This window comes from Bradyrhizobium sp. 139, from assembly GCF_023074175.1.
Lineage (GTDB): Bacteria > Pseudomonadota > Alphaproteobacteria > Rhizobiales > Xanthobacteraceae > Bradyrhizobium.
Window position 1 is genome coordinate 1 of the sequence record NZ_JADPKS010000038.1, and the last position, 25,746, is coordinate 25,746.

24 protein-coding genes are annotated in these 25,746 nt (G+C 59.7%); 10 read left to right on the forward strand and 14 right to left on the reverse strand.

Features of this window, described 5'->3' with window-relative positions; genetic code table 11:
* The first annotated feature begins 310 nt into the window (after positions 1–310).
* Positions 311–571, forward strand: a complete 261-nt coding sequence (locus tag IVA80_RS10215; protein ID WP_247428761.1) for a helix-turn-helix domain-containing protein — start codon at positions 311–313, stop codon at positions 569–571.
* 54 nt (positions 572–625) lie between these two features.
* Here the strand turns inward: IVA80_RS10215 and IVA80_RS10220 are convergent, their stop codons facing one another.
* Positions 626–1,009 (reverse strand): hypothetical protein, encoded by a 384-nt coding sequence (locus IVA80_RS10220; RefSeq protein ID WP_247428763.1) that lies wholly within the window; start codon positions 1,007–1,009, stop codon positions 626–628.
* Between the two features lie 59 nt (positions 1,010–1,068).
* On the opposite strand from IVA80_RS10220, the gene IVA80_RS10225 reads away from it, so the two are divergent.
* Both IVA80_RS10225 and IVA80_RS10230 read left to right on the forward strand, forming a co-directional pair.
* Positions 1,069–1,557: an IS3 family transposase gene (locus IVA80_RS10225; RefSeq protein WP_256467360.1), complete on the forward strand. Its 489-nt coding sequence runs from the start codon at positions 1,069–1,071 to the stop codon at positions 1,555–1,557.
* 622 nt (positions 1,558–2,179) lie between these two features.
* Positions 2,180–4,297 (forward strand): MASE1 domain-containing protein, encoded by a 2,118-nt coding sequence (locus IVA80_RS10230; RefSeq protein WP_247428767.1) that lies wholly within the window; start codon positions 2,180–2,182, stop codon positions 4,295–4,297.
* Here the strand turns inward: IVA80_RS10230 and IVA80_RS10235 are convergent.
* Positions 4,292–4,948: a response regulator transcription factor gene (locus IVA80_RS10235; protein ID WP_247428770.1), complete on the reverse strand. Its 657-nt coding sequence runs from the start codon at positions 4,946–4,948 to the stop codon at positions 4,292–4,294. The genes IVA80_RS10230 and IVA80_RS10235 overlap by 6 nt on opposite strands.
* Before the next feature lie 462 nt (positions 4,949–5,410).
* On the opposite strand from IVA80_RS10235, the gene opgC reads away from it, so the two are divergent.
* The 3 genes from opgC to IVA80_RS10250 all read left to right on the forward strand — a co-directional run bounded on the left by opgC (position 5,411) and on the right by IVA80_RS10250 (position 8,331).
* Positions 5,411–6,856, forward strand: a complete 1,446-nt coding sequence (gene opgC / locus IVA80_RS10240; protein ID WP_247428773.1) for an OpgC domain-containing protein — start codon at positions 5,411–5,413, stop codon at positions 6,854–6,856.
* 346 nt (positions 6,857–7,202) lie between these two features.
* Entirely contained in the window at positions 7,203–7,463 is a 261-nt protein-coding gene (locus tag IVA80_RS10245; protein ID WP_247428775.1) for a pyocin activator PrtN family protein, read from the forward strand.
* 592 nt (positions 7,464–8,055) lie between these two features.
* A complete protein-coding gene (locus tag IVA80_RS10250) occupies positions 8,056–8,331 on the forward strand; it encodes a DUF5334 family protein (protein ID WP_247428960.1) in 276 nt (91 codons plus the stop codon).
* Positions 8,332–8,389: 58 nt separating this feature from the next.
* Here IVA80_RS10250 and IVA80_RS10255 read toward each other — a convergent pair whose 3' ends face one another.
* The 3 genes from IVA80_RS10255 to IVA80_RS10265 all read right to left on the reverse strand — a co-directional run bounded on the left by IVA80_RS10255 (position 8,390) and on the right by IVA80_RS10265 (position 11,118).
* Positions 8,390–9,049, reverse strand: coding sequence for a hypothetical protein (locus IVA80_RS10255; protein WP_247428778.1), 660 nt, complete (start codon positions 9,047–9,049; stop codon positions 8,390–8,392).
* A gap of 150 nt (positions 9,050–9,199) precedes the next feature.
* Positions 9,200–10,825, reverse strand: coding sequence for a recombinase family protein (locus IVA80_RS10260; protein WP_247428780.1), 1,626 nt, complete (start codon positions 10,823–10,825; stop codon positions 9,200–9,202).
* A 71-nt stretch (positions 10,826–10,896) separates the two neighbouring features.
* Positions 10,897–11,118 (reverse strand): hypothetical protein, encoded by a 222-nt coding sequence (locus IVA80_RS10265; protein ID WP_247428782.1) that lies wholly within the window; start codon positions 11,116–11,118, stop codon positions 10,897–10,899.
* Positions 11,119–12,165: 1,047 nt separating this feature from the next.
* On the opposite strand from IVA80_RS10265, the gene IVA80_RS10275 reads away from it, so the two are divergent.
* From IVA80_RS10275 to IVA80_RS10285, 3 genes are all read left to right on the forward strand, one after another.
* Positions 12,166–12,345, forward strand: a complete 180-nt coding sequence (locus IVA80_RS10275) for a hypothetical protein (protein ID WP_247428784.1) — start codon at positions 12,166–12,168, stop codon at positions 12,343–12,345.
* Between the two features lie 137 nt (positions 12,346–12,482).
* The gene (locus IVA80_RS10280; RefSeq protein ID WP_247428786.1) at positions 12,483–12,638 is read left to right on the forward strand and encodes a hypothetical protein; all 156 of its coding nucleotides are present in this window, start codon (positions 12,483–12,485) and stop codon (positions 12,636–12,638) included.
* The gene (locus IVA80_RS10285; RefSeq protein WP_247428788.1) at positions 12,635–12,790 is read left to right on the forward strand and encodes a hypothetical protein; all 156 of its coding nucleotides are present in this window, start codon (positions 12,635–12,637) and stop codon (positions 12,788–12,790) included. Before IVA80_RS10280 ends, IVA80_RS10285 begins: the two co-directional genes overlap by 4 nt.
* Positions 12,791–13,374: 584 nt before the next feature.
* Here IVA80_RS10285 and IVA80_RS10290 read toward each other — a convergent pair.
* The 9 genes from IVA80_RS10290 to IVA80_RS10330 all read right to left on the reverse strand — a co-directional run bounded on the left by IVA80_RS10290 (position 13,375) and on the right by IVA80_RS10330 (position 24,593).
* On the reverse strand, positions 13,375–13,911 hold the full coding sequence (locus tag IVA80_RS10290) for a hypothetical protein (RefSeq protein ID WP_247428790.1): 537 nt from the start codon (positions 13,909–13,911) through the stop codon (positions 13,375–13,377).
* A gap of 88 nt (positions 13,912–13,999) precedes the next feature.
* Positions 14,000–14,581, reverse strand: coding sequence for a hypothetical protein (locus IVA80_RS10295; protein WP_247428791.1), 582 nt, complete (start codon positions 14,579–14,581; stop codon positions 14,000–14,002).
* A gap of 207 nt (positions 14,582–14,788) precedes the next feature.
* Positions 14,789–15,025, reverse strand: a complete 237-nt coding sequence (locus IVA80_RS10300; RefSeq protein ID WP_247428972.1) for a hypothetical protein — start codon at positions 15,023–15,025, stop codon at positions 14,789–14,791.
* A gap of 140 nt (positions 15,026–15,165) precedes the next feature.
* Complete coding sequence (locus IVA80_RS10305; RefSeq protein WP_247428792.1) at positions 15,166–15,564, reverse strand: hypothetical protein; 399 nt, start codon at positions 15,562–15,564, stop codon at positions 15,166–15,168.
* A 717-nt stretch (positions 15,565–16,281) separates the two neighbouring features.
* A complete protein-coding gene (locus IVA80_RS10310) occupies positions 16,282–17,646 on the reverse strand; it encodes an HlyD family type I secretion periplasmic adaptor subunit (protein WP_247428793.1) in 1,365 nt (454 codons plus the stop codon).
* A gap of 18 nt (positions 17,647–17,664) precedes the next feature.
* Complete coding sequence (locus tag IVA80_RS10315; RefSeq protein ID WP_247428794.1) at positions 17,665–19,485, reverse strand: type I secretion system permease/ATPase; 1,821 nt, start codon at positions 19,483–19,485, stop codon at positions 17,665–17,667.
* A gap of 12 nt (positions 19,486–19,497) precedes the next feature.
* On the reverse strand, positions 19,498–23,232 hold the full coding sequence (locus tag IVA80_RS10320) for a hypothetical protein (RefSeq protein WP_247428795.1): 3,735 nt from the start codon (positions 23,230–23,232) through the stop codon (positions 19,498–19,500).
* A 73-nt stretch (positions 23,233–23,305) separates the two neighbouring features.
* Positions 23,306–23,848 carry a hypothetical protein gene (locus IVA80_RS10325; RefSeq protein WP_247428796.1) on the reverse strand — a complete coding sequence of 181 codons (543 nt, stop codon included), beginning with the start codon at positions 23,846–23,848 and terminating at the stop codon, positions 23,306–23,308.
* Positions 23,849–23,975: 127 nt separating this feature from the next.
* On the reverse strand, positions 23,976–24,593 hold the full coding sequence (locus IVA80_RS10330) for a sigma-70 family RNA polymerase sigma factor (protein WP_247428797.1): 618 nt from the start codon (positions 24,591–24,593) through the stop codon (positions 23,976–23,978).
* A gap of 871 nt (positions 24,594–25,464) precedes the next feature.
* Between IVA80_RS10330 and IVA80_RS10335 the strand changes: the two genes are divergently transcribed.
* The gene (locus IVA80_RS10335; protein ID WP_247428798.1) at positions 25,465–25,665 is read left to right on the forward strand and encodes a hypothetical protein; all 201 of its coding nucleotides are present in this window, start codon (positions 25,465–25,467) and stop codon (positions 25,663–25,665) included.
* The last annotated feature ends 81 nt before the right edge of the window (positions 25,666–25,746 follow it).

Below are 25,746 nucleotides of genomic sequence, written 5' to 3' on the forward strand. Positions count from 1 at the left end.
GCTCTGGACCGGATAGAACCGTTACCGTCGTCACGTTTGCTCATTTGTTTGCAAATTAATGAGCAAAGCATCTCACGCTTGAGCACGATCCGGGAAGGCGGCCTTCACCGGGGGCTTACGACGCAAATAATCACGGAGGTTACGAGAAGTCTAATTAGCAGATGTGCGGAAGATGTGAGTTCCGCTAATTAAAAAGTCGCCGGTAGTTTTACTGACATGACACAGACAATCAGATTGTAGGATTCCACGTCACTGGACTGCACCCCCGTAAGTGAGACACGGTAATTTCTGTGACAGGATATCCCTGGGGATGACCGATGACAGACAAGATGGCGATCCGAACGTTTCCGACGGCCTACAAACTGAAGGCGATCAAGGCGTTCTGCCTGTGGCCCACAAGCGTGGGATATCGCGCAAGCTTCTGCATGACTGGATCAAGGCGTGGAAGGCCGATGGGCCTGCTGGGTTGAATCGCAAACGCGGCCCCAAACCCGGCCCCCGCAAGTTACGTCCGCTGGCTGACGCGGCTGCAAAGGGCAGCAGCGGCGAACTGGCCAAAGGCGCGTGGTAAGATTGCCGAACTTGAACGCAAGATCGGGCAACAGGCGCTCGATATCGATCTTTTTCACAGAGCCGTGCGCGCCTTGGACGCAGCGGATCGGCAAGGCTCAATCGCGCGCGTCTCACGGAAGTCATCGAAGCCATGACTGCATCTGACGCCGGCAAAGTGGAGGTTCAACATCTCTGCAAGCTCGCAGGCGTTTCCCGCGCGAGTTATTATCGCCGCTTCGAGGCCCGCGCCCCGCGCGAAGCCGATGTCGAACTGACGAGCCATATCCAGTTGCTCTGCCTGCGCCACCGGTTCTATGACTACCGCCGGATCACGGCCCTGCTCAGGCGTTCGGGCGTGGTTGTAAATGCCAAGCGGGTTCAGCGGCTGATGCGCGAAGACAACCTCATCGGGATGCGCAGCAAGCCCTTTGCTCCACCTACCTCGGACAGCCGCCACGGCTTTCTCGTTGTGCCCGATCTGTTGCGTGGCCTGGTGCCTTCGGGACCGGACCAGATCTGGGTGGCGGATATCACTTACATTCGTCTGCGCGAGACCTTCGCCTATCTCGCGTCATTCTCGACGGCGTCTCGCGCAAGGTGGTGGGCTGGGCGTTGGCTCCCCATCTCGATGCCTCGCTTGCCGTGGAAGGGCTGGATCAGGCGCTTGCCGATCGCAAGCCCAAGCCCACCAGTCTCATTCATCATTCCGATCGTGGCGTGCAATATGCTTCGACCGAATATCGCCAGCGCCTCGCCGGCCATGTTATCACCGTCAGCATGAGCAGGCCCGGCAATCCTTACGACAATGCCAAAGTCGAGAGTTTCATGAAGACACTCAAAACCGAGGAGGTCGATGGCCGAAGCTTCAAGGGCATCGAAGATGCAAGACGCTCCATCGCGGTCTTCATCGAAATCGTCTATAACGCCGAGCGCCTCCACTCCGCCCTCAGTTACCGCCCGCCACTCGAATTCGAAACCAACTTCGCGCTAGCCCATAACTCCTAAACCCAACATGCAAAACGCCCTGTCACAGAAATTACCGTGTCTCACTTATGGGGTGCAGTCCAGTGCACTCAATGGCTTCAAAGTTGCAGACACGATCACCTAAAAGGCGAGTTCGAGCTGGCGATCGTTCGATTAGAGGAGAATTGTGCCGCTCATCGCAAATGCCACCGCCACCGCGACGGACTGATCGCCTCGTCGGTCATGGGGACGCTCCTGTTTTGAGCGAAGGTTGCGTTCCTCTCGTCCCACTGCAGAAAGCTATCGTGCAGGTCGTTTAGTCCGGAGACCCCAACGAGAGATAGGGCTTTTTTCGAACACTACGCGGCTGACCGGATTTAAATCCGGTCTTTCGGAGAGCCTATCTTCGTCGTACGATGCATCCTCTCGAAAGCTCTTGTGCGGCCAAACATCCGGTTCGCGGAGATGAAGAGCTGAACAGCAGGCGGCCTGATGCTCCATCGCACGCGCCGTCTCTTAGTTCGTCAGCAGACTACGGTAATAATCCGATCTGAGCGCATTGCCGTATCGACCGGTTGGTAAACGGGAACGTAGCGATCTCTGATTTTAGGAGATCAAAAGTCAGTCATTTGGACGATGCAATTGCCTGGTCCAGGCGTCGACAATGTCCCATCCACGATCAGTAGCTCCCGAGATAGATTTTTACCGCGGCGTTAGCTACGTCGGCGGTCTGGTCGCAATTGGAGCGATCTATTTCGCCTCGGCAAAGGGAGGCCTTGCTCTCGCTTCTATTCATCCCAGCGCAACGCCAATTTGGCCACCGACAGGTGTCGCGCTGGCGGCGGTGCTGTTGCGGGGATATTGGATTTGGCCCGCAATTTTTACGGCGGCGATGATCGCCAATGCGACGACGGCGGGGTCGGTTGCCAGCGCAATAGCGATTGCAACCGGGAACTCTCTCGAAGCGCTTGCTGGCGCATATCTCATCAATCGATGGTCGAGCGGATGCAGCACGTTTGCAAGGCCGAATTCCGTCGCAAAGTTTGCTCTGATTTGCGTCGTGATTGCGGCGCCGATCAGCGCCAGCATTGGACTGACCAGCCTGTCAATCTTCGGGTACATCGAACCCAGGAATTTCGCGGACGCGTGGGTCACCTGGTGGCTGGGAGATGTGACCGGCGCACTGGTCATTGCTCCCGTTATCGTGCTTTGGGCATCGGACCACCATCATGTTTTCAACCGCCATGAATTTTTGGAGACGGTCGGCGTCCTCGCGACAGCGGCGGCAGTGGGACTCATTGCTTTCAGCCCCCTGATCGAGCAAACGCCAGGCCGAGATCCACTGGGTTTTCTTGCGATCTTGCCAATGTTATGGGCGGCGCTGCGCCGCGGTCCACGCGATACCGCAACGGTTGCGCTCGTGCTTGCGGGCATTACGATTTGGGGGACGCTCACGGGCGGCGGCCCCTTCACGACCACGAATCCCAACGCTTCATTCCTGCCAGTGTTGATGTTCTTGATCAGTATTACCGTCCCAAGCTTGCTACTGAGCGCCGATGTGGCGGTACGTAAGAAAGCGGAGGAAAGCCTGCGCCGCGCGCAGATCGAACTCGAACGCAAGGTTGCAGAGCGCACGCAAGAACTGGAACTCGCCAACGCAGCAAAATCACGCTTTTTTGCCATGGCAAGCCATGATCTGCGGCAGCCATTACATGCACTGGGCCTGTTCGTTGCACAGTTGCGGATGCCCCTAAAAACGAGAGAAAGGACAAAGACTGTCGAGCGGATCGACGCAACGCGCAAAGAAATGGATGAAATGTTCAATTCGCTCCTGGATATTTCCAGACTCGATGCTGGGACGCTTATCCCCAAAATTACCGAATTCCCGATCGTGCGCCTGTTGCAAAAAGTCGAGACGACGTTTCGTCAGGCGACGCGAGAAAAAGGCCTACGGCTACGCGTTAGGCCAAGTAATGCCTGGGTGCGGAGCGACGCCATGCTGCTCGAGCGCATTCTAATCAATCTGGTATCGAATGCCGTACGCTATACGTTGCAGGGAGGGATCCTGGTCGGATGTCGCCGGCGCGGTGACATGCTGCGTATCGAAGTATGGGATAGCGGTCCCGGCATTCCAGAGGATCAAAAGCAGAATATCTTCGGCGAGTTTTTTCAAGTTTCTGCCCCAGTCCGGAACCGGACCGGCGGCCTGGGGCTTGGCCTGTTCATTGTCGAAAGGCTTCGCCTACTTCTCAACCATCAAATCGACTTGGCTTCGACTGTGGGTCGAGGCTCTCGATTCGCGATCCTGATTCCGACGGTCGATGAATGCGTCACGTCCACTCCGCCCGTTGACTCACCTCACCCCGGAGCCTTTGCGGTCGAAGGCAAGGTAATTCTTGTTATTGCCGATGCTGCAATCGTGCAGGAGGGAACGGGCGGATTGCTCGACAAATGGGGATGCTCCGTCCTTGCCGCCGGATCCGACGAAGCTGCACTTGTCCGACTTGCTAAGCGCGAACAACGCCCCGATCTAATAATCTCGGACTATCATCTCGCGAGCGGAAAGACCGGGATCCGAGCAATTGAACAAATTAATGCGGCGTTTGGCTCCTCAATTCCAGCTATTCTCATCAGCGGCGATACGGCAGCTGAACCATTGCGGGATGCGAGGGATAAAGGATACATTTTGCTGCACAAGCCTGTCGACCCAATGCGGCTCCGCGCTGTCATGCACGAGCTCTTTAGGGATCATGAGGGTAGAGATACCGGGAGGGCGTTATGATTCAGGCGGTAATTCCCACCCCATTTTTCCTACCTTTATTACCGCCTCGGTGCGCGTCGTTACGCTGAGCGCCTTGAGAACGACCGTGATGTGATTCTTCACTGTCGGCACTGCCATGTTGAGCGTCTTGGCAATGACCTTGTTGCTTTTTCCCTTCATCAGGAGCGCAAGTACGTCAATCTGCCGATCGGTCAACCCGAGATCCTTGAGAGAATCGCGCGCCACTGGCTCATTCGCAAGCCGCGGACACGCTGTTTCCTCCAGAATCTCCGAGGGAATGTAAACTCCGCCTGAGAACACCAACTTAATAGCGTTGATCATAACTTCACGTTCCGTGGTTTTCGGGATGAAACCCAAAGCACCAAGTTTGAAAGCGCGCCTGACTGTCTCTTGATCGTCCGATGACGAAAGAATGACGACAGCAATCGTCGCATAGCGGTCACGCAGTTCGCCAAGGACAGAGAAACCATCTCGATCAGGCAAATTGATATCAAGCAAGATGAGACTGATGTCGGGATGTTCCTCGACGATGCGCATTGCCTGACGGCTGTTCGAAGCTTCGAATATGACTGCTTCTCGGTTCAGTTGTTTCAGGACAGCGTGCAACGCTCCGCGAATCAATGTGTGATCGTCAACAACAAGCACCTTCATAAAGAGCTCTCCGTCATCCCGGAGATTCAATAAAAAGTCATACACCCACCTTCGGGTCTTGGCGACGAAGAAGCGGACGGAGGACTGGTTCCCGAAGCTGTCCATCCCCTATCGCTGGTCCACCAGCGGTTTGCCGTCAGGCACTCAAAAGTCGGAGCTGGACGTTGTTTTGTGCGATAGTTACAATCGCCACACAATTGATGCCGAGACCTGTACGGTACCTTAGTCATAGGACCTAGGAACCTCTCTATGTGGACCTCCGGCCGATTTACATGCTGTGGCGATTGAACAATGATGTCGACGGACGGCCTCTCCGCCGGCAGATTCTACGCCGCCATATGATCGTTGTCGCATTAGCCGGCGCAGCCGGGTCGGTGTGAAGCAGCTCTAGACTGCGGCGTTGTCACGGTCCCCAGTGTGGCCGAGCTTGCTGTCAAATTGGGTCCCTCTTGATCGTTCCTCTTGAAGCGTGCGCACACGCGGAACGCGGGCAACCAGATGCATGATCGAACCGCAACTCTGAAGCCATCAGTAGGCGCACTGCCGGAGCTGAAGGGCTACGGCCGCGATCTGCGCATTGATGCCTGCCGCGGCATCGCGCTCTGGTGCATCTTTCTTGATCATGTCCCCAACAACATTGGAAGTTGGCTGACGCTGCGGAACTACGGCTTCAGCGACGCGGCGGAAGTGTTCATGTTCGTCTCGGGTATAACCTGCGCACTGGCCTACGGAAAGATACGGCGCAGCGAGGGCTGGACCAGCGTGATCCGCCGGACGCTGCGGCGAAGCTGGGACATTTATGTCGCATTTCTGCTTCTCACGCTCGCCTGCGCCATCGTGGTTCACCTCGCAGGCGGGGACCGTCTTGCTGACGAGAGCAATACGCGCATTCTGTTGGACCAGCCGGGCGCGTCGCTCGCGCACGCGGCGATCCTGCAATACCGTCCGGTCAATACCGACGTGTTGCCGATCTTCGTGCTTCTCCATCTCTTGTTCGCGCCATTGCTGTGGTTGCTGCTGCGATTGCCGAACGTCACGCTTGGCGCCTCGCTGGCGCTTTATGCACTGGTGCATCTGTTCGGCTGGACTATTCCGGCGTGGCCGAACGGCCACTGGGCCTTCAATCCGCTGGCTTGGCAGCTGCTGGTGGTACTTGGCGCATGGTTGATGATCGAGGGCGAGAGAGTGCGACTCTGGGTGACATCACGCATGGTGCTTGTGCCTGCCGTTCTCTATCTGGTGTTCAGCCTCATCATCGCATTGAGCTTAAGGATCGAGTCGCTGGAAGCGCTGGTCCCGCAAGGTCTGCTGAAGCTATTTTACCCGATGGACAAATCGAATCTCGATCCATTGCGCCTATTGCATTTTCTGGCTCTTGCGGTTTTGACGGTATGGTTCGTCCCTCCCAATCGGCGAGGACTGACGACTGCGGTGATGCGCGGCGCCATTCTCTGTGGCAAGCACTCGTTACCAATCTACTGCCTCGGCGTTCTGCTTACGCTCGCTAGCCTCCTGGCTCTGCTCGACATCTCGGAAGGGCTGGCGATGCAGATCACGCTCAGCGTTGGTGGCGTCCTGATGATGATCATGGCGGCGACGCTGTTGAACTTGATCAAGATCAAACCCAGGCAGCAGCCGACCGTTGCATCGCCTATGGGTGTGCGGGCCCAGCAGGAAGCCCGGGGCGCCGTTGCCTGGTGCCTCGGACTGCGCGAGTTCGGACGGGCCGGCCGCCAGAATCCCGTCATCGATTGCCGGTTCGCGGAGGGGCAATCCCACCTGCTGCCCGGCCTGGCGGACGAATTCGTCCGACTCAAGGCGGATGCCGTCGCGGTGTCGCCGAAGCCGGCAGCTATGGCGGCCAAGAATGCAACCGCGACGGTTCCATCGTCGGAATACTGCTTTTGACATGTCGGCCCCGAAATTTCTGCACCAGTTTCGCACCAGAAACAGCCGGAACGAAACGCAATAAAGGCGATCGAATGTCGACGAAAATGCAGAAAAATCAACGAAGCCGACTTATCCTTCCGCTCACAACCGTCTGCTTGTAGATTCGAACTCAAAGAAGAAAACCTATTGAGTTGTCCAAGGTAGCCGCGTCATATACGGCACCTACTTGGCGGTGCACTGAGCCGCACGCGCCGAGCGCTCCCTTTACGCTAGGCAAGCCAAATTCCGCCGACGACGGAAATAGATCTCACAGGCCGGAAAATCTCAAGCTAGATAGAATAGCGATCGCTTGAGACCTGGACCAATGAACACTTCATTCCTTTTCATAGCGCAGTACGGAGGTAAGGCGATCATCCCGATTGAAGACGTGTGTCGGGATTACTTCTCACACCTCAATCCAACCAAGCTGGTGCAGAAGATCAGCGCAGGTGAAATAGCGATCCCTCTGGTGCGAATGGAAGCAAGCCAGAAATGCGCTAAAGGCATCCACCTTCTGGATCTAGCCAAATACCTTAATGCGAGAGTCGAGGCCGCCAGAAAAGAAATGGCAGCTTTGACGACCTAGGCGGCGAACCGCCTTTCTTTTTTGGCATCCGCAGGCGCGTTGCTTGAAACTCGCTGCGCGCCTTCGTCCACGCGCAGGCTAAAGCTCCGAGCAGAATGATCGCTGCAGAACGCTGCAAGCGGCGACGCAGGCGGATATCACGCGCTGGCGCGCGCAGCTACGCCGCGCTACGCTATAGCCGCGGGACGGGGCACGACAGCGCTTGCTTGTCGAGCTCCGAACCAGCGGCAGTACTACAACGAGCTCGTGCAGTACCGCGCTAGTTTCCGACCCTCTCTATCAATCCCGTTTGCCGCAGCCGCAAAGTAACCTGCTGCTTCGGCCAAGCCTAGGATCGAGAAAGTGCCATCGTAGCTCTGGCGGCGATAGAGCTAGGAAGCGTACGGCGGCAATCCCGAGGTTGCGTTTGCGCTATCAGAACCGCAGGTTTGCGAAAGCTTCGACCCGTATTGGGCTCAAGAATGAGCGCTGCCCTCCGAAGCCAAAGGTCACACGTTCGAATCGTGCGCCAGGGAAAACGAAGACTTACTGGATATTTCGTCCCGGGCGTATCCGTTGGGTAAGCGCTGGGTAAGCAGGAGATTGCCTCGTGATGCTTCGAAGCATGTTGCTCGTTGTTATGACCGCCTCTCTCGTCGGCACGCAAGCGCTCGCCTGGGACGGCACCAACACAACCAGCGGTTCGAGCATCGAGATCGAGCGAGGTCAACTCGTTCGATCCGGCCGGACCATAGAGGTGTACGACAGCGAGCGCGGCTACAAGGAATACGATGTGGACAGCATCCGCAGATACGGCCGATCTGTCGAGATCGAGGCAACGGATACTGAGACTGGTAAAAGCACCACGCTAGAGATGGATGGTGACTGAGTAAAAACTCGTGCGACTCGTCACCTAGGGCGAGAACATATCACCCCGGTGTCGCAGGCTACACGCGCGCAAACCTGAATTGCTGAGTGCCGCGCTCGGTAGGATCAGGGTTTCGCTCAGTGATGCGAAATCCCTCATGAGCCTGGATGAATGCTTGCTCGGAGATCCAATTTCGCTCGTACCTGACGAGCTTCTCCTTGGGAGTCAGCGACGACCCTGGGCCGTTGTCGCTTAGGTACGATGTCTGGACCTCTCGCCTGTTCGCCTCGCTCGTCGGAACTCGGTACCAAGCCAACTTTGCTGGCCGAACCGAGCACAGCGTTCTGACGGTTTCCAATGCGTCCGGGACGTACTGGATGGCACCATTCGAGTGGACCAGATCGACACTCCCGAGCCAGTCGGCGGCTTGCTCGATGCGCTCGAAAAACATCAGCCTATCGGTGCCAAGCTCCTTGGCGCGCTGCACCATTGCTGGCGTCTCAACCACCGCCCATCGAATGTCCGGGGATTGCTGGCGCGCCATCTTGTAGTGTAGGCCTGCACCCCCGCCGAAATCCAGAACCGTGTTTATGTCCGCGACCAACGGCCAGTCGCCGCCCGGGTTGTAGCTGATTGTCTTGAGGAAAATCGTCTCAACCAGGTCCGGGTTCTCGTACCCCTGAATAACCTCCTGCGGCGGCAACAGCTTACGCTTCACTCTCTGGACAAAGGTCAACACGGGCGGACTCGGCACACCTTTTGATACGTGCCGAGCGTCTACCACAATCACAAACATTTGGAAACAATAGCAACCCCGCATCCACCGCGGTGGCCGGGACAAGTCTTGCTTGTCGCGCTCCCGCCCCTCCAAAAGACGCAATGCGGTCAGTCAGACTTCCGCGAGCTGCGGACCGTCGAGAGTGATCCGCGCCTGCCTTGCCAAGCGGGTAAGATTGCTCAAGCGTCTTTTTATCGTTTCGATTATTCCGCCGGTGGTCCCATATCGCTGCAAGCCGAAGCGTTCGCGATTCCTCTCACTGAACCTCAGGTCCCTCCCAACTATCCCGGACGCAGGCATCACGAGATAGTCTCTGATCTCCCGATTGCCCTCCTTCAATCTGATTACGACAACAAGGCCCGGTGGAAGCTGCCGGCCACGTATAACAACCCAGCTGGGATTTTTTGTCCTGCAAGCACGCCGACTGCGTGCCACACGAAAGGATATTGCGATGGCGTGAACCCTGAGGATCTGATGAACTTGATCGACCCTGACATCCTCTCCGGACTTTGCAAGGGCTCCAGCCACCTTCAAGACCAGAGCCTTGATCATATCGCGGCGAACAGTACGAGACTCAACGTACTCGTACTTTCGTTTCGGAGTGTAGCCGATCAGCCGATAAGCGGCCCTCAGGCTGCCAAATCGCGTTAGGTAGGCTACTGAGCTGGGAATACCCTGCGTCTCGTTAATGACGTCCCTGCTCAGCCGCCCTCTACGGTGAAGCAAGACCCTCAGTCGCTTCAGCATTTCCTCGTCTGACACTCCCCAGCAGTGTCGTCGATCATCGAGTATCTGCTGTGCCTTCGCGAAAATTGTCTTGTCCACTATAGGCTCGAATGCCCCCTCCTTCTTGATCCAATCGGCCGGAGGATTTTCCTTTCGAACTGTTCGCAGCCTGCAACTGTGGCGGTTGTAACGATTGGTACCGATGTAGTTATCGTTTTGCAGCAGGTAATGGATTTTGCAGAACGTCCACGGCCGCCCCTGATTGAGAGCACCTCCAAGATTGAGCTCTCGCGCAATCTTGGTCTCGGTAAGATGACCTTTTACGAAACGGTCAAATATTGACCTCACGGTTTCGATTTCATGTTCCGGTCCTGGACGTAGGATAACGCGATCGGTTTGAAGTGACTTCCATTGTCCACTCTCCATTATTCCTCTGGATCGCCCGCTCTCATCAATCAGTTCTCTGCGAAGCCCGAAGCAAGGGTGCCCCCCTTGTCGAAAGCCAAGCCTCGACAGATGGCACGCGCCGGTGTGCACCTTGACCCCCAGCTCACGACTGTATTCGGCTGCCATCACTCGCTTGATGTTCTTCACGATGCCTGAGATCAGACTTCCATCGTTCTCGAATTGCTCCGCACAATAAGAAACGGCGATGCCTGCTTCCCGGCAGAGAAATTCATAGTGGGCACTTTCATCGATGTCCTGAAACCGCCCCCACCGGCTGACGTCATAAATGAGAATGTGATTGAAATTGACCCGGCCTTGGCGAACGTCGGCGATCAATCCGGTCAGACCCGGCCTGTTTTTTATCCCGAGACCACTCTCACCTTCGTCCCGATAGGTTCGAACAATTTCAAGCCCGCGTACTTGTGCGTAAGCGGCGATCACAGCAGCTTGGTTCTCGATCGAATACCGCTGGTGGTCGGTCGACATGCGGACGTATTGGGCAGCGCCGAGCGTCCGCTGCGCTTTGGGCAAAGAGATTTTGTGCGGAACGAGCGCATTGATCATCGGCCCGAGGCTCCAACGCATCGCGCTCGCACAATCTAAAACGGCTAGGCCAGATCAAGAAATTCACGTCTTCATGATGGGCTCCATGCCCACCCATACTTCTTCGCCATCCAGGTCAGAATGACTGTCGCAAAAGCCACGATCGATCTGCCCCAGTGGGACGCCCTCCGCGCTGCGCTAATCGATCGCAGATAAAGAATTGCGCCAAGCAATGCGCCGTAGTTCCTCTTGAAGTCTCCGTTGAGCTTGGCAATCTTCGTCAGTTCGGAAGACACCTCGGCTTCATCGTCCATAGCGCTGGTCCTCTTGTCACGTTGGAGCAGCACCTTATGAACCACTGTTTTGCCCGACGGGACAAGAGGAAACTTCGGTATATCGAAAGTTGAATCGAATTGAAATCAGGGAGCGTGATTTTCCACACCCACGACGCACAGTAGCTCACGCGCGTTCCGAGCCCCAAGGATTGATAATTTGTCAGCCTTCAGACTCGGCGGAATCCTCCACCATGAGCGCCAAGTCACGAGAGGTTATCTGGGCGGTCAGATAATGGGCGCGGCATCATGGCCCCGACGAGGCGAGCGCTACCGTCAAAACCCGCCGCTCAAAGGGTCAAAATTGACAAGTGAGGCCGCCTGGGTTGACGCCGCGCACTCGGCAGTTGGGCATCGGACAGGAACGACTCTTCAACCGACAGGTTGAAAAAACTGGTCTGTGGCGCGATCCTTGGAGCCGTCCCGGTTCGCGCCATCCACCCGGGAACGGCCCATGGTCCGACGCGCGTTTGGCGATGGCCCCGTTCTCGTAAGGCCGTCTCGCTCCAGCGGCTTACTCCGGGGATTGCAGACCAGGCGAGTTCAGCCAATCGCTCAGATGCGCGCCCGTCCCAGCTAAGCGCGCCTTCCTGAGAAGCCGCTCGCGCTCAGCACCAGGGGGAGCTGGGCAGCTTGTTCTTTGAGCTGAGTGGCGTGCTCTCCCAATCGTTCTTCAAGGGACCGGTTGTGCTTCACTCTGCGGCGTCGCTGAGACATGGAGCCATTCCTTGTGCCATTAACGACGACTCCAAAAACCGAAAAAGGTAAGTTCGGTTCCGGCCTGCGGCACGCGCGGGGCCGATATGCGGCCGGTCTTCAGTTGGCTATGACGGTCGCCCTACGGGGTATCGCGAGCGGGGCAAAGACGGCCCCGGCCAGGGGGCTTTTAAGGTGTGGGACCGGGGCCGCTGGAGGTGCTTAGATCTTGGGAAGTCGAAGCATCCTGAGCCTAGGAGAAATCGGCAATCAGCACTGTTCGCTTCCGCACGTTGGCTATAGGTTCCATCGGCGGGAACGGAAGTAGCTGCAATGAAAGACATGCAGGCTCAGTTGGAAAAGCTCCGCACGGAGGCGGCCGAGTGCGCGCTGATCCGGGATCTGGCGACCGATCCGAAGAAACGAGAGCTGTTCACGAGGCTGGCTGACCACTTGACGGTCCTTGCCTCAGAAGTTGAACGCGCAATCGCGGACAGTGTGAAGCGCACCTGACGAAGGCAGGCTGGCGGCCACCTTTCGAGGATCCAGTCAGGATTGGCGATCGCGCTCTGGCGACGCTGCTTGAAGCAGGCGAGTACATCGCCGCGCTCCCGAAGGAAGAGCACGCCGCGCCGGAGTGGCAAGTGGCGATGCAGGCGCTGATCCCGGTAGCGGAAGGCGGCGGCCCGACGATGTTCGCCCGGATCGGCATCATGCGAGCTGTGAACTGTCACCACGTCCCGGAGTTCAACCCAAAGGGAAAAGAGCCGCATTGGGGCCGGCGCAAGCTGAAGAGGGATCGATGACCGTCTTCGTCTACCTGAACACCGCCAAGCAGGTTGGCGACATCGATCACATCAGGGTCTTCGCCACGGTTGACGCCGCGGAAACGTGGTTCGAGGAGAACGATCGCGATGGAGTGGCGTTCGAGTACGACGTGATACGCCCGCCAGCTTGATCGATACGCGCTGGCGGAGGCACCGCGGTACACGCGCGATGAGCTATTCCTTCGAAGCGCCAGAAGGTAACCGAGTCAGTTGCTCCGCAACGAGCGCACGTCAAGCGCTCTTCGCCGAGCATGTAGCGTGCGCGATTTGCGGGTGAGGCGTTTTTGCAGGACGGGCAAACCAACAAAAACCTGCGCATATGCCAGCGCATCAGCAGATCACCCAAAGCACCCATGGGCCCCTTCGTGAATCAGGTATCTCGCAACGTGGAGCTTAGCCCAACCATGGGCCGCCTGAATGTTCGAATCCCGACAAAGGAAGCGTGTTTTTGGGCAATAGAGGCGAGCCACAAGCCGTGTGCCGTTGTCCGCAAGCAACAGTCGGCCCTGTTCCGTTAACGGAAACACAGCTTTTAATTTGAGTTGCCAATCCGTGGGGACGTAACCTTCGATGCACCGGGGCTGGCGAATATTTCACCTATTTTTTTGACCCGGTTTTTTTGATCAGCGGGGCCGCAGCGACGAAAGCCGCTGCGGCCTTCTTGCAATTTGCAGGCGCGCCAGTGTGAACCGGAGGGCCATCGCTGACGGTTAAACTAGGCGAATTGGTCCTGGAGCTGCTTCGCAGGCTCGCCGCCAACCATCTCGATCATTAGATCGCGCGCCATCCGTCTGTGCCAGTCCGTTGGTTCGTCGACAAGGCACCATTCGTTACCCATGATGCAGCTAAGAAGCACCAGAAACTTCGCCCGCCGGCCTTCCGCCGTCTGAGCCCGAATCGGCCAAAGCTCGCTAATCAAGGCCTCCACCTTGCGGTGATGGGGGTCGGTGAGTTTCACCAGGCGCGTCTGTTCGATGCTCTCAGGCAAGGCCTTTACTCGCTGCCAGATCTCGTCTCTCGTCAGACTGCTCATATCCGCGTCTAGTTCGTCGTGCAGCCTCTTCAGCTCTCCGGCGTACACGTTTTGCAACCTTATTATTTGCAACCTTATTATCTCCTCGTCGTGGGAGGTTGCCAGTTCATGCTCCTGAAAGATTTGCTCCTCAAGAGCGAGGATCCTACTGTCATCAACGATCTCGACGGCGGTGGCGGGGGCGGCAACAAGAGCCGCGGAACTAACAACGAAATTCATGATGGTCCTCCGGTTGATCTGTGCCCCGGTCGATCGAATCGCCTTGGAGCAGGAAGGTTCTGGCTCTTTTTTAGCTCCCTGACCCGCGTCAGCAGGGCTGGTCGGAATCAAATGAGGCAAGGAAAATCGATCGGCGCCGGGGGCGCTGATGCTGAGGCTCGTGATTTGCGAGTTGTCTACCGCGTTGCTCATGTCGTCTCTCGAATTTGTGGATTGATGGATTGACTGAGCACCGCCCGTGCTCTGTCTGGTGACGGCACGCAAGCTTATGGTTCTTCACCTCCCTTCGGGCTTGCCAGCCGAATAGTTGGGGCCAAAGGGGATCAAAGTGTTCGCAGAGCGCTTCGAATGCCGCGCGCGCTGCGCTTTCGACCAACTCGATATGCAGGCGCGGCCAAACCGATGTCGCCTGAACCTGAGGCGTCCAATGGCTCGAGTTGAAGCCCTTGCGAACGCCTTCAATGTTCTCGTGGAAGTAGCCTTCGCACTGCCCTATCGTCCCGAAGCCGAGAGTGATGACGCCAATTTCCCGCTGTTGCTCAGGCGACAGCCGGTCCCACGCTTTGCTGGTGTCGAACGAGGCGAGTTCGTGGAATGTGGGCAGGCGATCAGACAGCGGTATCTCGGCGCCCGCGTTTTCGTTCGTGGCAGTGTGGCTGTCAGGGCGCACGACATGATTGTCCCGGCGTTCCAGACCGCCACGCGGCCGAAATGGCCCTTGCTCAGGGAAACCTCGATCTTGCCGCGCGGCGTAGCAACGTCAGTGCTCACACCAAGGACGGTCTCGCCCGAGCTGGTGACGTCGCCGCTCATGAGGGCGCGGGCCGGTACGCGGACACGCTGGGCATTTGGGGTGATGGACAGCATGAGTTGCTCCTCAGAAGGCCGAGCGGCGCACGCCATCGCGGGCGGTGCCATAGGGGTGATGGTGGACATTGCGACGGGCAGGCCGTGGCGCTGGCGCCAAGCGCACTGCATCTCTGACCTTGCGGACCACCTTGCGCGATACGCCAAGCTCCCGGCAGATCGCCTTGATGGACCGACCATGAACAAAATAGGCGCGACGGATCTTCGCAATCGTCTCCACCACCAGCATCCCAACCTCGGCTTCCATGACTTGATGGAAGCCACTGTGGACCCTTGTCCCGGGGTCCCGATTAGATGCCGATTACCCCGAATACGGGATCCTTATTCCATGCCGAGACACAGTCAGGGTCTGGATGAACGAGCCAGCCACCGACGTGCCGCCATGAGCTACCATATCAACCTCGCAGAAGCCGGGCGGCGGCTGTTCCAGTCATTGAACGTGCGGATCGGGACCTCGCGCCGGATTGCCGAATAGAATCCGGCTCGGCGCCGCCTGCCGCCGCTCGCCGCGATCTTCACGTCGATGAGCAGGCGATCGATGATTGCGGCGCTGATGGCCAGAACACGATTACGGTCCGCCTGGCCAAGCCGCAATCGGCCATGTTGCTCGAGCGCCGGCAGCAAGGTCGGGACCATCACCTTGAGCCCCTTGCCGCACACCCGATCCGACGCCTCCCACAGCGCCGTCATCGCGTCCTTGATCGTCGCACCATATCTACGCTTGCGCTCTTGCGGTGCCTCGACCTCGCTCGGCCCAATCGTCGCGCGTCGCCGGAGCGCGCGCACCGCCAGCTTGCGATGCCAGCCCGTCGTCGCGCACAGCGCGTCGAGTATCCGCCCCCTTCTCCGCCCGTCTGGCCGACCGGTAACGCTCCATCACGGCCGACACCACCTCGCTCCGCGCGACCATGCTGATCTTTCCCGCGGAATGCATCTTGGCGAATGTTACCGCGCGGTGGCGTCACCAATGCATATTTCCCGGTAACCCGCCGTTGGGCTGCGTGGCAGTACAAGTTGAGGCGCCGTCGGAGACTGCGATGGTTCGCAAGCTATCCCATCCCGGTCGCGATCGTGGCACCTTCAATAGCCCGGCTCCCCTCGTCTCGCGGGTGCCAAGCCGACCAAGCGAGCAAAATCACAGTTTGGGGGCGGACGCCATATCTTTGAGCTTGTCGTCGCCGGCCAACGGCTCGACGCCAGAGCCCAAACGATGGCACGGGCACGGCAAAAGAAACGATTGCGGCCGCTAGGCGAAGCTTATTAGCGCGATCATGGCGCGCCGATACCGCACGGAAGCGACGCCGTAAGTCGCGCAGTCGCTGTTCAGGACCTGAGACCGGAACGAGTAGAATGGAGTTCGGGGCTATCCTGCTGCCGCCATGAAAAAGCGAACGCGAGAAGGGCTGAGCGAAGTAGCGCCGTTTTAGCAAACCTTAGACCGAAAGGCTTGAGCTCACCGTACTCGCGAGAGCTCAGCATTGACCTCCAAAATGCTCGCTTCCTTCAGGTTTCGCGGAACGCGCGGGAGAAGCTATCCAGGACAGGCTTCATGATGTACTCGAAAAACGTACGCTCTCCGGTCTTGATGTAAATGTCCGCGGGCATCCCGGGCGTCGGGATGAATTCAGGCATTCGCCTGAGAATATCGTCCTGGTCCAGGCGCACCCGAACGACATAGAATTCCCGACGCGTGTCACCATCGGGACGGGTTTCGGTCTTCCCCTGCACTTGCTCCGCCAAGGCGTCCGCTGACACGTAGATGACGCTCGCCCCGACCATGGGCGTGATGCGCTGGTTGAGTGCCGACAGTCGCACCAGCGCTTCCTGACCTACGCTCACATGCGAAATGTCCTTGGGATTTACATGTGCCTCGATGATGCGCTCGTCGCCAATCGGGAGGAGCTCTAGGATCACGGCACCAGGAGAGACGACGCCACCCGGCGTATGGAAGTTGTTCTTCACCACAATGCCGCGAACCGGCGAACGGACATCGATCCGGTCGACCACGTCCTGAGCGGCGCGAATCTGCTCCTCCCCGTCGTCCAGCTCCGCCTCGGTCTCGCGCAACTCCTTGATCCCGTCCCGGAGCGCCGTCGCGTGCAGCTGCGCTATTCTTTCGTTCGCCTGAGCGATCCGCTCCTTCGAATCGGCGATGCGGCCGAGATACTCGCCGAGGTCGCCCCCGACACTCGCCTCTGAGCGTCGCAAAGCTAGAACATCTGACTTGCGGACCAACTGCTGGCCAAGAAGGGAATTCTTGTCCTTCAGCTCTTCGGCGAACAAGGCAATACGCTCTTTGGTCGACTGAACTTGCGCCTGATATCCGCGGATGCTTTCCTCCAGCCCAGCGATTTGCTTCAAGAGCACGCTTTCCTCGGTCACAAGACTAGCCCGGCGCGCCTGAAGCTCGGCACGTTGCCGCTCAAGAATCGCTTTGATTTCTGGATCACGAGCGTTCTCGCTGAATTCGGCCGGAGTTTCGATTGCATCCGAAGAGCTCAGTTCAGCTTCTAGACGGGCCTTCATGGCGAGCAGTCGATACTTCTTCAAAACCAGCCGTTTCAGCTTGGCGTTGGCAGCGGTATCGTCCATGCGAACGAGGACCTGGTTGGCCTCGACGACATCCCCGTCCTTGACCGCAATCTCGCGGATGATGCCGCCCTCGAAGTGCTGGACTAACTTGTTCTGCCCCGTAGCCACGAACGTGCCTGAAGCCACGACCGCACTGTTGAGTGGAGCGACTGCGGCCCAAACGCCGAAACACCCGAGCCAAACAACCAGGATGGCGAGGCCGGTGAAGATGGGCCATTTGGCGCTCAACGGAACACCCCGGTACCACTCGCCGGTATCGTCCTTTACCGCTCTCATGCTGTCCTCCCGCGCTGGTCACCCGCCCGAGGATTCGATGCGTTGCGGCTGCTCCGGCTCATCACCGCCGGCCCTGCCGGGCGACCGAACCAGGCGATGCAACACCTCGCTCGGAGAGCCGAACGCTTCCGCGCGTCCGGCCCGCAGTATGAGCACTTTGTCAACACTGTTCAGTAGCGCCGGGCGCAGGGTTACGACGACCGCGGTGACCCCCCGCCTCTTGGCGCGCTGCAGGGTCTCGGTCAGAGCCTGCTCCCCCGCCGCGTCGAGATTCGAATTGGGCTCGTCGAGCACGACAAGGGACGGATTACCGAAGAAAGCCCGGGCGAGCGCGATGCGCTGCTTCTGTCCTCCCGAGAGCGGCCCGCCACTGCGGTCGAGCACGGTCTCGTATCCTTGCTTCAACTGGCAGACCATGTCGTGAATTCCCGACAACATCGCCGCCTCATAGATGCTCTCGTCGGGCAAGTCGTCGCGCATGCGGCAGATGTTCTGCTTGATGGTCCCGGGAAATAACTCGACCTCCTGGGGCAGGTAACCGCTATATTCCCCGAACTGGCGGCGATCCCAGTTGCGCAGCTCCGTTCCGTCCAGCCTGACCTTGCCGGCTGTCGGCACCAGACAACCCACCAGAATGCGCGCGAGAGTCGACTTGCCCGATCCGGACGGTCCGACAATGGCCAAAGACTCTCCGGGCGCGAGCTCGAGCGACACACCATTGAGCACCGGCTCCTTCGAGCCGGGCGGCAGATACAAGACCCGATCAACGCTCAGGCGCCCTTGCGGTCTGGGCAAGCGCAGCTTGGGCGCCTCGCGCTGGAATGACTCGACCGCCTGCTTTACGCGGGCATAGGCCGATCGCGCCTGAACGCAGCTGCGCCATCCCTCAATCAAGCCCTCGAGCGGCTGCAGGGCGCGGCCGGCAATGATCGAAGCCGCGATCATCATGCCGCCCGTGATCTCGGCGTGGAGGGCCAGATAGGCCCCGGTGCCGAGGATCGTGATCTGGGCCACGAGCCGGACGAACTTCGACGCACCGCTGATCCAGAAATTCCGGTCAAGGGCCTGGCTCTGCACCGTCAGTGCCGGCGCCTGCCGGCGCCCCCAGTGGAGAATGCTTTCGCTCAGCATTCCCATCGCATTGATCACCTGCGAATTTCGCGCCAGCGACTCGGCCGCCGCATCGGCCTCCGCGGCATGCAGGCCTGCCTCGCTCAGACGCTCCGAGGTCGCTTTCTGGTTGATCAGCGCAATCAGTGCGAGGACCAAGCCCGATACGACTGCGATCCAGCCCAGATGTCGGTGAACGAGGAATATGACTGCGAAGTAGAGGGGCGAGAGTGGCGCGTCCATCAGTAGAAGCATGATAGGGCTCGAGATGAAGCCCCGCACCTGGTGAAGGCTGCGGATCGCCTGGATGGTTCCTCCCTCGCCGGCCCTGGCGTTGTTGATGCTGCTCGCCAACACTGCGCCGCCAAGCACCGCTTCCATCTTGGTCGCAAGACGCCCCAGTACCTGCCGACGCAGAATGTCCACGATCGAGAGGATACCGATGAACGTCAGCGCGAGAGCCGAGAGCATCAGCAGTGTCTCGAGACTACGGCTCGTCAGCACGCGATCGGATATTTGAAAGAGGTAGATCGGCAACGTGAGCATCAGCAGATTCACGACGACCGAAAATGCTGCGACCGCTATGAGGTTGGTGCGCGCGACCGAACGCCAGGCGGCCAGCGCGTTGACAGGTCCGACATAGTCGCGGGCCTCGCCGCCGCGTGCGACGCGAAGTTGAACTCCGGAGTGGTTGCGCGGCGGAGCGTCCAGTGTCTCGACAGCTGCCATGTTTGCCTCCCACTAGAGGATGGCATCTTGAGTTCCAACATGATCGATCGGAATATTATCCACAATGTCGGGAGGCGGCGGCGCGGGTTTTTGGACGTCGGCAGCCACCGGCGCCGAAACGTCTTGAGCCGATGCAGCGTCCGCCTGAGACACGGCAGTCTGGGAGGGCGCGATGTCGCTGCTGAGCGTGACGCCATAGTCTGTATACTGGGTTCCGTTGAACAGCGAATCTGCCGGAGGCGGTGGCGCATCGTTCAACGCGATCACATCGCCCGCGACAGCGGTCGTCGCCGCGGCATTTGATGTGTCCGCCACGACGTTCTCCGGGGCAGTGGTCGCGGATCCCGAACTCTCGATCGGTGCGTCAGCGGTGGTGGCGAGCGCAAGAAGCGTGTCGGCCGATCCAGGAGTTTGAGCGCTGCTGGTGTCCGGCACGGCCGGCTCTACCGGTTCGATCGCCGGGTTGCTGAGCGAGTCTCCGGCGCTGGTGAGCACCAGCTCGGTCGTGTCAGCGACGGGTGCCGCACTCGCCAAAGCATCGCCAGCCACGCTGCCCGTGTCGGCCGGTTGCGACACGTCGCTCGACGCATCGGTCGGAGCCGTAGCTGTTGTGGTGAGCACCGGCTCGCTCGTGTCCGCCACCGGCGCCGCACTTGCCAAAGCATCGCCAGCCACGCTGCCCGTGTCGGCCGGTTGCGACACGTCGCTCGGCGCATCGCTCGGAGCCGTAGCTGTTGTGGTGAGCACCGGCTCGCTCGTGTCCGCGACCGGCGCCGCACTTGCCAAAGCATCGCCAGCCACGCTGCCCGTATCGGTCGGTTGCGACATGTCGCTCGGCGCATCGGTCGGAGCCGCAGCCGTTGTGGTGAGCACCGGCTCGCTCGTGTCCGCGACCGGCGCCGCACTGGCCAAAGCATCGCCAGCCACACTGCCCGTGTCGGCCGGTTGCGACATGTCGCTCGGCGCATCGGTCAGAGCGGCAGCCGTTGTGGTGAGCACCGGCTCGCTCGTGTCCAGGACCGGTGCCGCACTCGCCAGAGCGTCGCTTGCGACATTCTCAGTGTCGGCCGGCTGCGACAGCTCGCTCGGCGGATCGGTCGAAGCGGCAGCTGTTGAGGTGAGCACAGGCTCCCTTGTGTCCAGGACCGACGCGGCACTCGCAAGACCATCGCCAGCAACATCGGTGGGCTGTGATACATCACCAGGCGCACCGTTACCCATGGTCAGTGCCGACCCCGCGATCTCAAGGGGGGGTGCTGAACTATCAAAGGTGTGAGTTCCCGTGCTGTCCCATGCAACCGTTTGCGACAACGCGGTCGACTGAGCGTCGGGACCCGTCGTCTGGCCAACCACCTCGTTGCTCACCGTGCTCACGGTGTCGGTAGCCGTCGCGAGCGCCGGAGGCACCGTCGCCGCGACCGGCGCAATTGCGCCAACCACGTCGTTGGGTAGCGTGCTCACGGTATCGGTCGCCGTAGCGAGTGCCGGAATCACGGCCGCCTCGACTGGCGCAATCGTACCAACCACATCGTTGGGCAGCGTGCCCGCGGTGTCGGCCAGAGTCGATAGCGTCGGCTGCGCCGCCGCGTCGACCGGCGCAATCCCGCCAACCACGTCGTTAGGTAGCGCGCTGACGGTGTCGTTCGCCGTGGTGAGTGCCGGCATCACCGCCGCCTCGAGCGGCGCAATCGCGCCAACCACGTCGTTGGGCAGCGCGCTGACGATGTCGGTCGCCGTAGCGAGTGCCGGCATCACGGCCGCCTCGACTGGCGCAATCGTACCAACCACATCGTTGGGCAGCGTGCCCGCGGTGTCGGCCAGAGTCGATAGCGTCGGCTGCGCCGCCGCGTCGACCGGCGCAATCCCGCCAACCACGTCGTTGGGCAGCGTGCTGACGGTGTCGCTCGCTGGCGCGAGTGCCGGCGGCACCGCCGTCTCGACCGGCGCAATCGCGCCAACCACGTCGTTGGATAGCGTGCCCGCAGTGTCGGCCAGGGTCGTGAGCGTCGGCTGCGCCGCCGCCTCGAGCGGCGCGATCGCGCTGGCCACGTCGTTGGGCAGCACGCTGACGGTGTCGCTCGCCGTCGCGAGTGCTGGCGGCACTGCCGCCTCGACCGGCACAATTGCGCCAACCACGTCGTTAGGTAGCGCGCTGACGGTGTCGTTCGCCGTGGCGAGTGCCGGCATCACAGCCGCATCGACCGGCGCAATTGCGCCAACCACGTCGTTGGGTAGCGTGCCCGCAGTGTCGGCCAGGGTCGTGAGCGTCGGCTGCGCGGTTGCCTCGAGCGGCACGATCGCGCCGGCCACGCCGTTGGGCAGCACGCTGACGGTGTCGCTCGCCGTGGCGAGTGCCGGCATCACAGCCGCATCGACCGGCGCAATTGCGCCAACCACGTCGTTGGGTAGCGTGCCCGCGGCGTCGGCCAGAGTCGATAGCGTCGGCTGCGCCGCCGCCTCGAGCGGCGCAATTGCGCCAACCACGTCGTTGGATAGCGTGCTCACTGTGTCGGGCAGAGTCGATAGCGTCGGCTGCGCCGCCGCCTCGAGCGGCGCGATCGCGCCAGCCACGTCGTTGGGCAGCATGCTGACGGTGTCGCTCGACGTCGCGAGTGCCGGCGGCACTGCCGCCTCAACCGCCGCAATTGCGCCAACCACGTCGTTGGATAGCGTGCTGACGGTGTCGGTCGCCGTGGCGAATGCCGGCTTCACTGCCGCCTCGACCGGTGCAATCGTGCCGGTCACGCCATGGCTCAACATGCTGAGGGTGTCAGTCGTCGTCGCGAGCGCCGGCACCATCGTCTCGACCGGCGCGATCGCGCCAACCACGTCGTTGGGCAGCGTGCCCGCGGTGTCGGCCAGGGTCGTGAGCGTCGGCTGCGCCGTTGCCTCGAGCGGCACGATCGCGCCGGCCTCGTCATCGCATAGCGTGCTGACGGAGTCGCTCGTCGTCGGGAGCGCCGGCGGCACCATCGCCGGGACCGACGCAATCGTGCCGGCCACGTCGTTGGGCACCGTGATGACGGTGTCGCTCGCCGTCGCGAGCGTCGGCGGCACCGCCGCCTCGACCGGCGCAATCCCTACCACCGCGTCATTGCTCAGATCGCTGAGCATTCCAAGCGGGGGAAAGGAGCTGACGATCGACGGGCTGAACGAGTCGCAAAGCACATTAGACCGAACGGATTCGAGCGTTGACTCACCGGGCAATTGAGGACTTCCGAGGTCGGAATCCGCTAACAGCGAGTTGACGCAACTGACGCAACTAACGTCGGCTGAGGTGTGAGCATGGTGCTTGCAAAAATCGACCTCGTCGCCACTCCCACGCCCACCCACAGAGCTCGCAGTAGCGACTGCTTCGCCACGAGCGGTGCTCGGTCTGGGCGCGTCTTCATGCGGCTCCGCCAGGAGCCCGGTCGGATCGAGCTGAGCCACATGCGTGTCCGGCAAGGCGGCCGGCCCTTTGGGCCTCTCATCCTCCGCGCCCGGTTTCGCGGGATCGCTCGCAGGCAGCTCGTCGTTTGTCCCTTGCGGCCCCGCACCTGCCTGAGCGGCTGTCGCGTCTTCTTGCTTGGCCAGCGCGGATTTGAACGGGGCGGCAAGAAACTCCTCGCAGGCAACTAGCTGGGCAATAAAGAACGACCGGGTCAAGAAACTGAAAGAGCCGGATCGCTTGTCGGCACGCTGCACTCCGGCTTCGAAAATCTTCCGCTCTTGTTCGAACAATTCGCGCTTTTCCACCTGGTGCATGACCGCCGCCTTTCTTGTTCAAAAACCACCCTCGCCCGGCAGCATTCACCGCCAGGCGAGTCTCTTCGGCATGTCAGGCGTCCGTGTCGTGCGACGTATCCGTCGCCGTGCCGAAATGCCCTACGTCGAAGTGATCCATTGGGCCCATCAAACCGATGGCGTATTCGAGCGCATCATCGGAAGACATCGAAGCGAGCGCGCCATGTATGTCACCCGAATGATCTGGACCGTGCGAGCTGAAATCACCCGCGAACTCACCATGGGAGAAGTCGAACTTGGCCAGCGCGTCACCCGGACTGCGATCGGTCTCGCCCCTGCTGCCATCGTCAGCCGGTTCGTGATCGCAATGGTCCTTGGGCTGGTATTCGCCGTCCTTGGCGTCCTTCCAGCCCCCATCGTGCACTGGGTAGTCGCCCCTGGGGTAGGCGCCGCTAAGCTTGGAATAATTGTCCTCGCCGTCACCGTTCTTCGAGCAGTCGTCATAAGCGCTGTGATCGTCGTTCCATTTTGACTGCCTGCCGTCGCCACAGTCGTCGGGCTTGGTTGACGTGCATTGCTCGGGTGGGGCGCTCTTTATCAGCCCGAGAATGCTCGTAACACTGCTCAGGATAGACATGGCTTTGCTCCTCGCTTCAGCTTTGCGACGGGCACGTGCGCGTGCCCTGCCCGGATCACCGCGCCGTCACTCCTACTGTCGCCGAAGCACGCCTATGGATGCAGCGGCGAAAAAATAAACTCACGCCTCATTCGAGCTGCCGGCGCATGGCCACGAGCTCTCTCCGGATCCACGCCTTGACGGTTCCGACAGGAACCCGGAGGTATTCGGAAATCTCCTCGTGCGTGCGCCCGTCGACGATCGCCAGAAGCAGGCTCGCGCGGCGCTGTGGCTCGAGTTGATCGAGCATGGTTCGCAGCGTCATGCTGTCTGGGATACAAGCCGCAGGGTTCGGAGCGGTCTGTTCCCGCGCACAGATGGCATTCAATGCATCGTCCTCGAGCGCGAATTCGCGCCTGGCGTTCTGCCGCATCTTGAGCGCCGTGTTGCGGACAATCGTGTAGATCCAGCCCCGGGCGGATCCGCGCGCAGGATCGAAGTTCTTCGCATATCGGAGAATCTGCGCGAATGCGTCGTGGATGACGTCTTCCGAACGCGATCTGTCGTGCACGATACGGTGTGCCATCGCGCGCAACTGCTCCTTCTCCCGCGCGTAGATCTTGCCGACGGCGGACTGCGATCCGGAGGCGCACTCAAGCAGAGCTGTTTCGTAATTAAGAGCCGTCTCGCCAGTGAGATAGCTGTCATGGCGCGCTGCGCCTGAGCGAGACTTTGCCTTCGTTAAATCGAGGCACTGATGGGGCATGGTCGAAGTCACCCCTCATAAGGCAGAGCAGATGCGTGACTGCTTTCACGCACAGGGCCATCTGCGGCATTTAATGCCGCTCATTTAATTTTATTTAAATGATCTATTTTAAAACGATATGAAATCGGCTGTCGGCGAACTCAAGTCAGCAAGCATCGACTTCGTTCCCGGAAGTTTTCAAAAATGTTTTTCCCCAATCCCCAAAGGGCGACGTCGTCGTCGGTGTGCAGGCGGACCATAGCGCGTCGTGCTCGCCGGCCAGGTGAGCCGCTGCGAGCAGCAACGTAAGTCCTCGGGCCAACTTCGAAAGTGGGCAGCGTCAACATCGTCGCTAGTCGCGTTTATAACTTCAGAGCACGCATCGGATCCGACTACCGTGTAACACCATCGAGGGTCTTTCGAAGTACCTTCAAGAAAACTATGTCCCAATCCGTCACATTCACGCCTCTATCCAATCTGCCTGCAACGCGATCAGCTGCGACGGCTCTGAGCCTTGTCGTGCCCAACGGGCGCTGCGACTTGCGCAGCTGTCGCGATGAGTGCCGCCATCGAAACAAGCAGGCGCTTCTCGGGCCGAGCGCGCCACATGGCGCGTTAACGCGCTTTCCTGCGGAAGGCGCGATGTCGCATCTCAGCCGCGCAGAACATCCAGCAGACCAGAACGCCAAACTCACTGTGACGAAGCCGCCACTGACTCCCACTTTAAAGCGCCTTGCATACGACGTTGCAAAAATCACGATACAACAAGTGTCAAACACGTGCCGCTCACAAAATTTGCGGGACCGTGCATCCAGATTGGCGTCTCGCACCTAGTGATGACGTGGCAACAGTTACATCAATGTTCCGCCACTTAAATCGAAAGGAGACCAACATGCTAGAGATGACCAATCTTGCTCACCCCGTCGAACTGTCTGATGAAGAGCTCGACCTCGTGGCCGCCGGCACCGGCGGCTGTGGCTGCCATGATGGCGGATCACTGATCCGCACTGGCGACATCAATGTTCTCAGCGGAAACCAAGTTCAGGTTGGCGTGCTGTCCAAGCAGTACCAGTCCCAAATCTTTGTTGGGTAAAGCCAGGATGCGTCGGCGAACCGCTTCTCCATAAGGGGAAGCGGTTCTCCGGTATCCATCTGCAGTCTTGCTATGGCGGAA

Coding starts and splice junctions, on each gene's coding strand:
- IVA80_RS10215 (WP_247428761.1), top strand. CDS start 311: ATGACCGATGACAGACAAGATGGCGATCCGAACGTTTCCGACGGCCTA.
- IVA80_RS10230 (WP_247428767.1), top strand. CDS start 2,180: ATGTCCCATCCACGATCAGTAGCTCCCGAGATAGATTTTTACCGCGGC.
- IVA80_RS10235 (WP_247428770.1), bottom strand. CDS start 4,948: ATGAAGGTGCTTGTTGTTGACGATCACACATTGATTCGCGGAGCGTTG.
- IVA80_RS10245 (WP_247428775.1), top strand. CDS start 7,203: ATGAACACTTCATTCCTTTTCATAGCGCAGTACGGAGGTAAGGCGATC.
- IVA80_RS10250 (WP_247428960.1), top strand. CDS start 8,056: ATGCTTCGAAGCATGTTGCTCGTTGTTATGACCGCCTCTCTCGTCGGC.
- IVA80_RS10260 (WP_247428780.1), bottom strand. CDS start 10,825: ATGATCAATGCGCTCGTTCCGCACAAAATCTCTTTGCCCAAAGCGCAG.
- IVA80_RS10265 (WP_247428782.1), bottom strand. CDS start 11,118: ATGGACGATGAAGCCGAGGTGTCTTCCGAACTGACGAAGATTGCCAAG.
- IVA80_RS10275 (WP_247428784.1), top strand. CDS start 12,166: ATGAAAGACATGCAGGCTCAGTTGGAAAAGCTCCGCACGGAGGCGGCC.
- IVA80_RS10280 (WP_247428786.1), top strand. CDS start 12,483: ATGCAGGCGCTGATCCCGGTAGCGGAAGGCGGCGGCCCGACGATGTTC.
- IVA80_RS10285 (WP_247428788.1), top strand. CDS start 12,635: ATGACCGTCTTCGTCTACCTGAACACCGCCAAGCAGGTTGGCGACATC.
- IVA80_RS10290 (WP_247428790.1), bottom strand. CDS start 13,911: ATGAATTTCGTTGTTAGTTCCGCGGCTCTTGTTGCCGCCCCCGCCACC.
- IVA80_RS10300 (WP_247428972.1), bottom strand. CDS start 15,025: ATGGAAGCCGAGGTTGGGATGCTGGTGGTGGAGACGATTGCGAAGATC.
- IVA80_RS10310 (WP_247428793.1), bottom strand. CDS start 17,646: ATGAGAGCGGTAAAGGACGATACCGGCGAGTGGTACCGGGGTGTTCCG.
- IVA80_RS10315 (WP_247428794.1), bottom strand. CDS start 19,485: ATGGCAGCTGTCGAGACACTGGACGCTCCGCCGCGCAACCACTCCGGA.
- IVA80_RS10320 (WP_247428795.1), bottom strand. CDS start 23,232: ATGCACCAGGTGGAAAAGCGCGAATTGTTCGAACAAGAGCGGAAGATT.
- IVA80_RS10325 (WP_247428796.1), bottom strand. CDS start 23,848: ATGTCTATCCTGAGCAGTGTTACGAGCATTCTCGGGCTGATAAAGAGC.
- IVA80_RS10330 (WP_247428797.1), bottom strand. CDS start 24,593: ATGCCCCATCAGTGCCTCGATTTAACGAAGGCAAAGTCTCGCTCAGGC.
- IVA80_RS10335 (WP_247428798.1), top strand. CDS start 25,465: ATGCTAGAGATGACCAATCTTGCTCACCCCGTCGAACTGTCTGATGAA.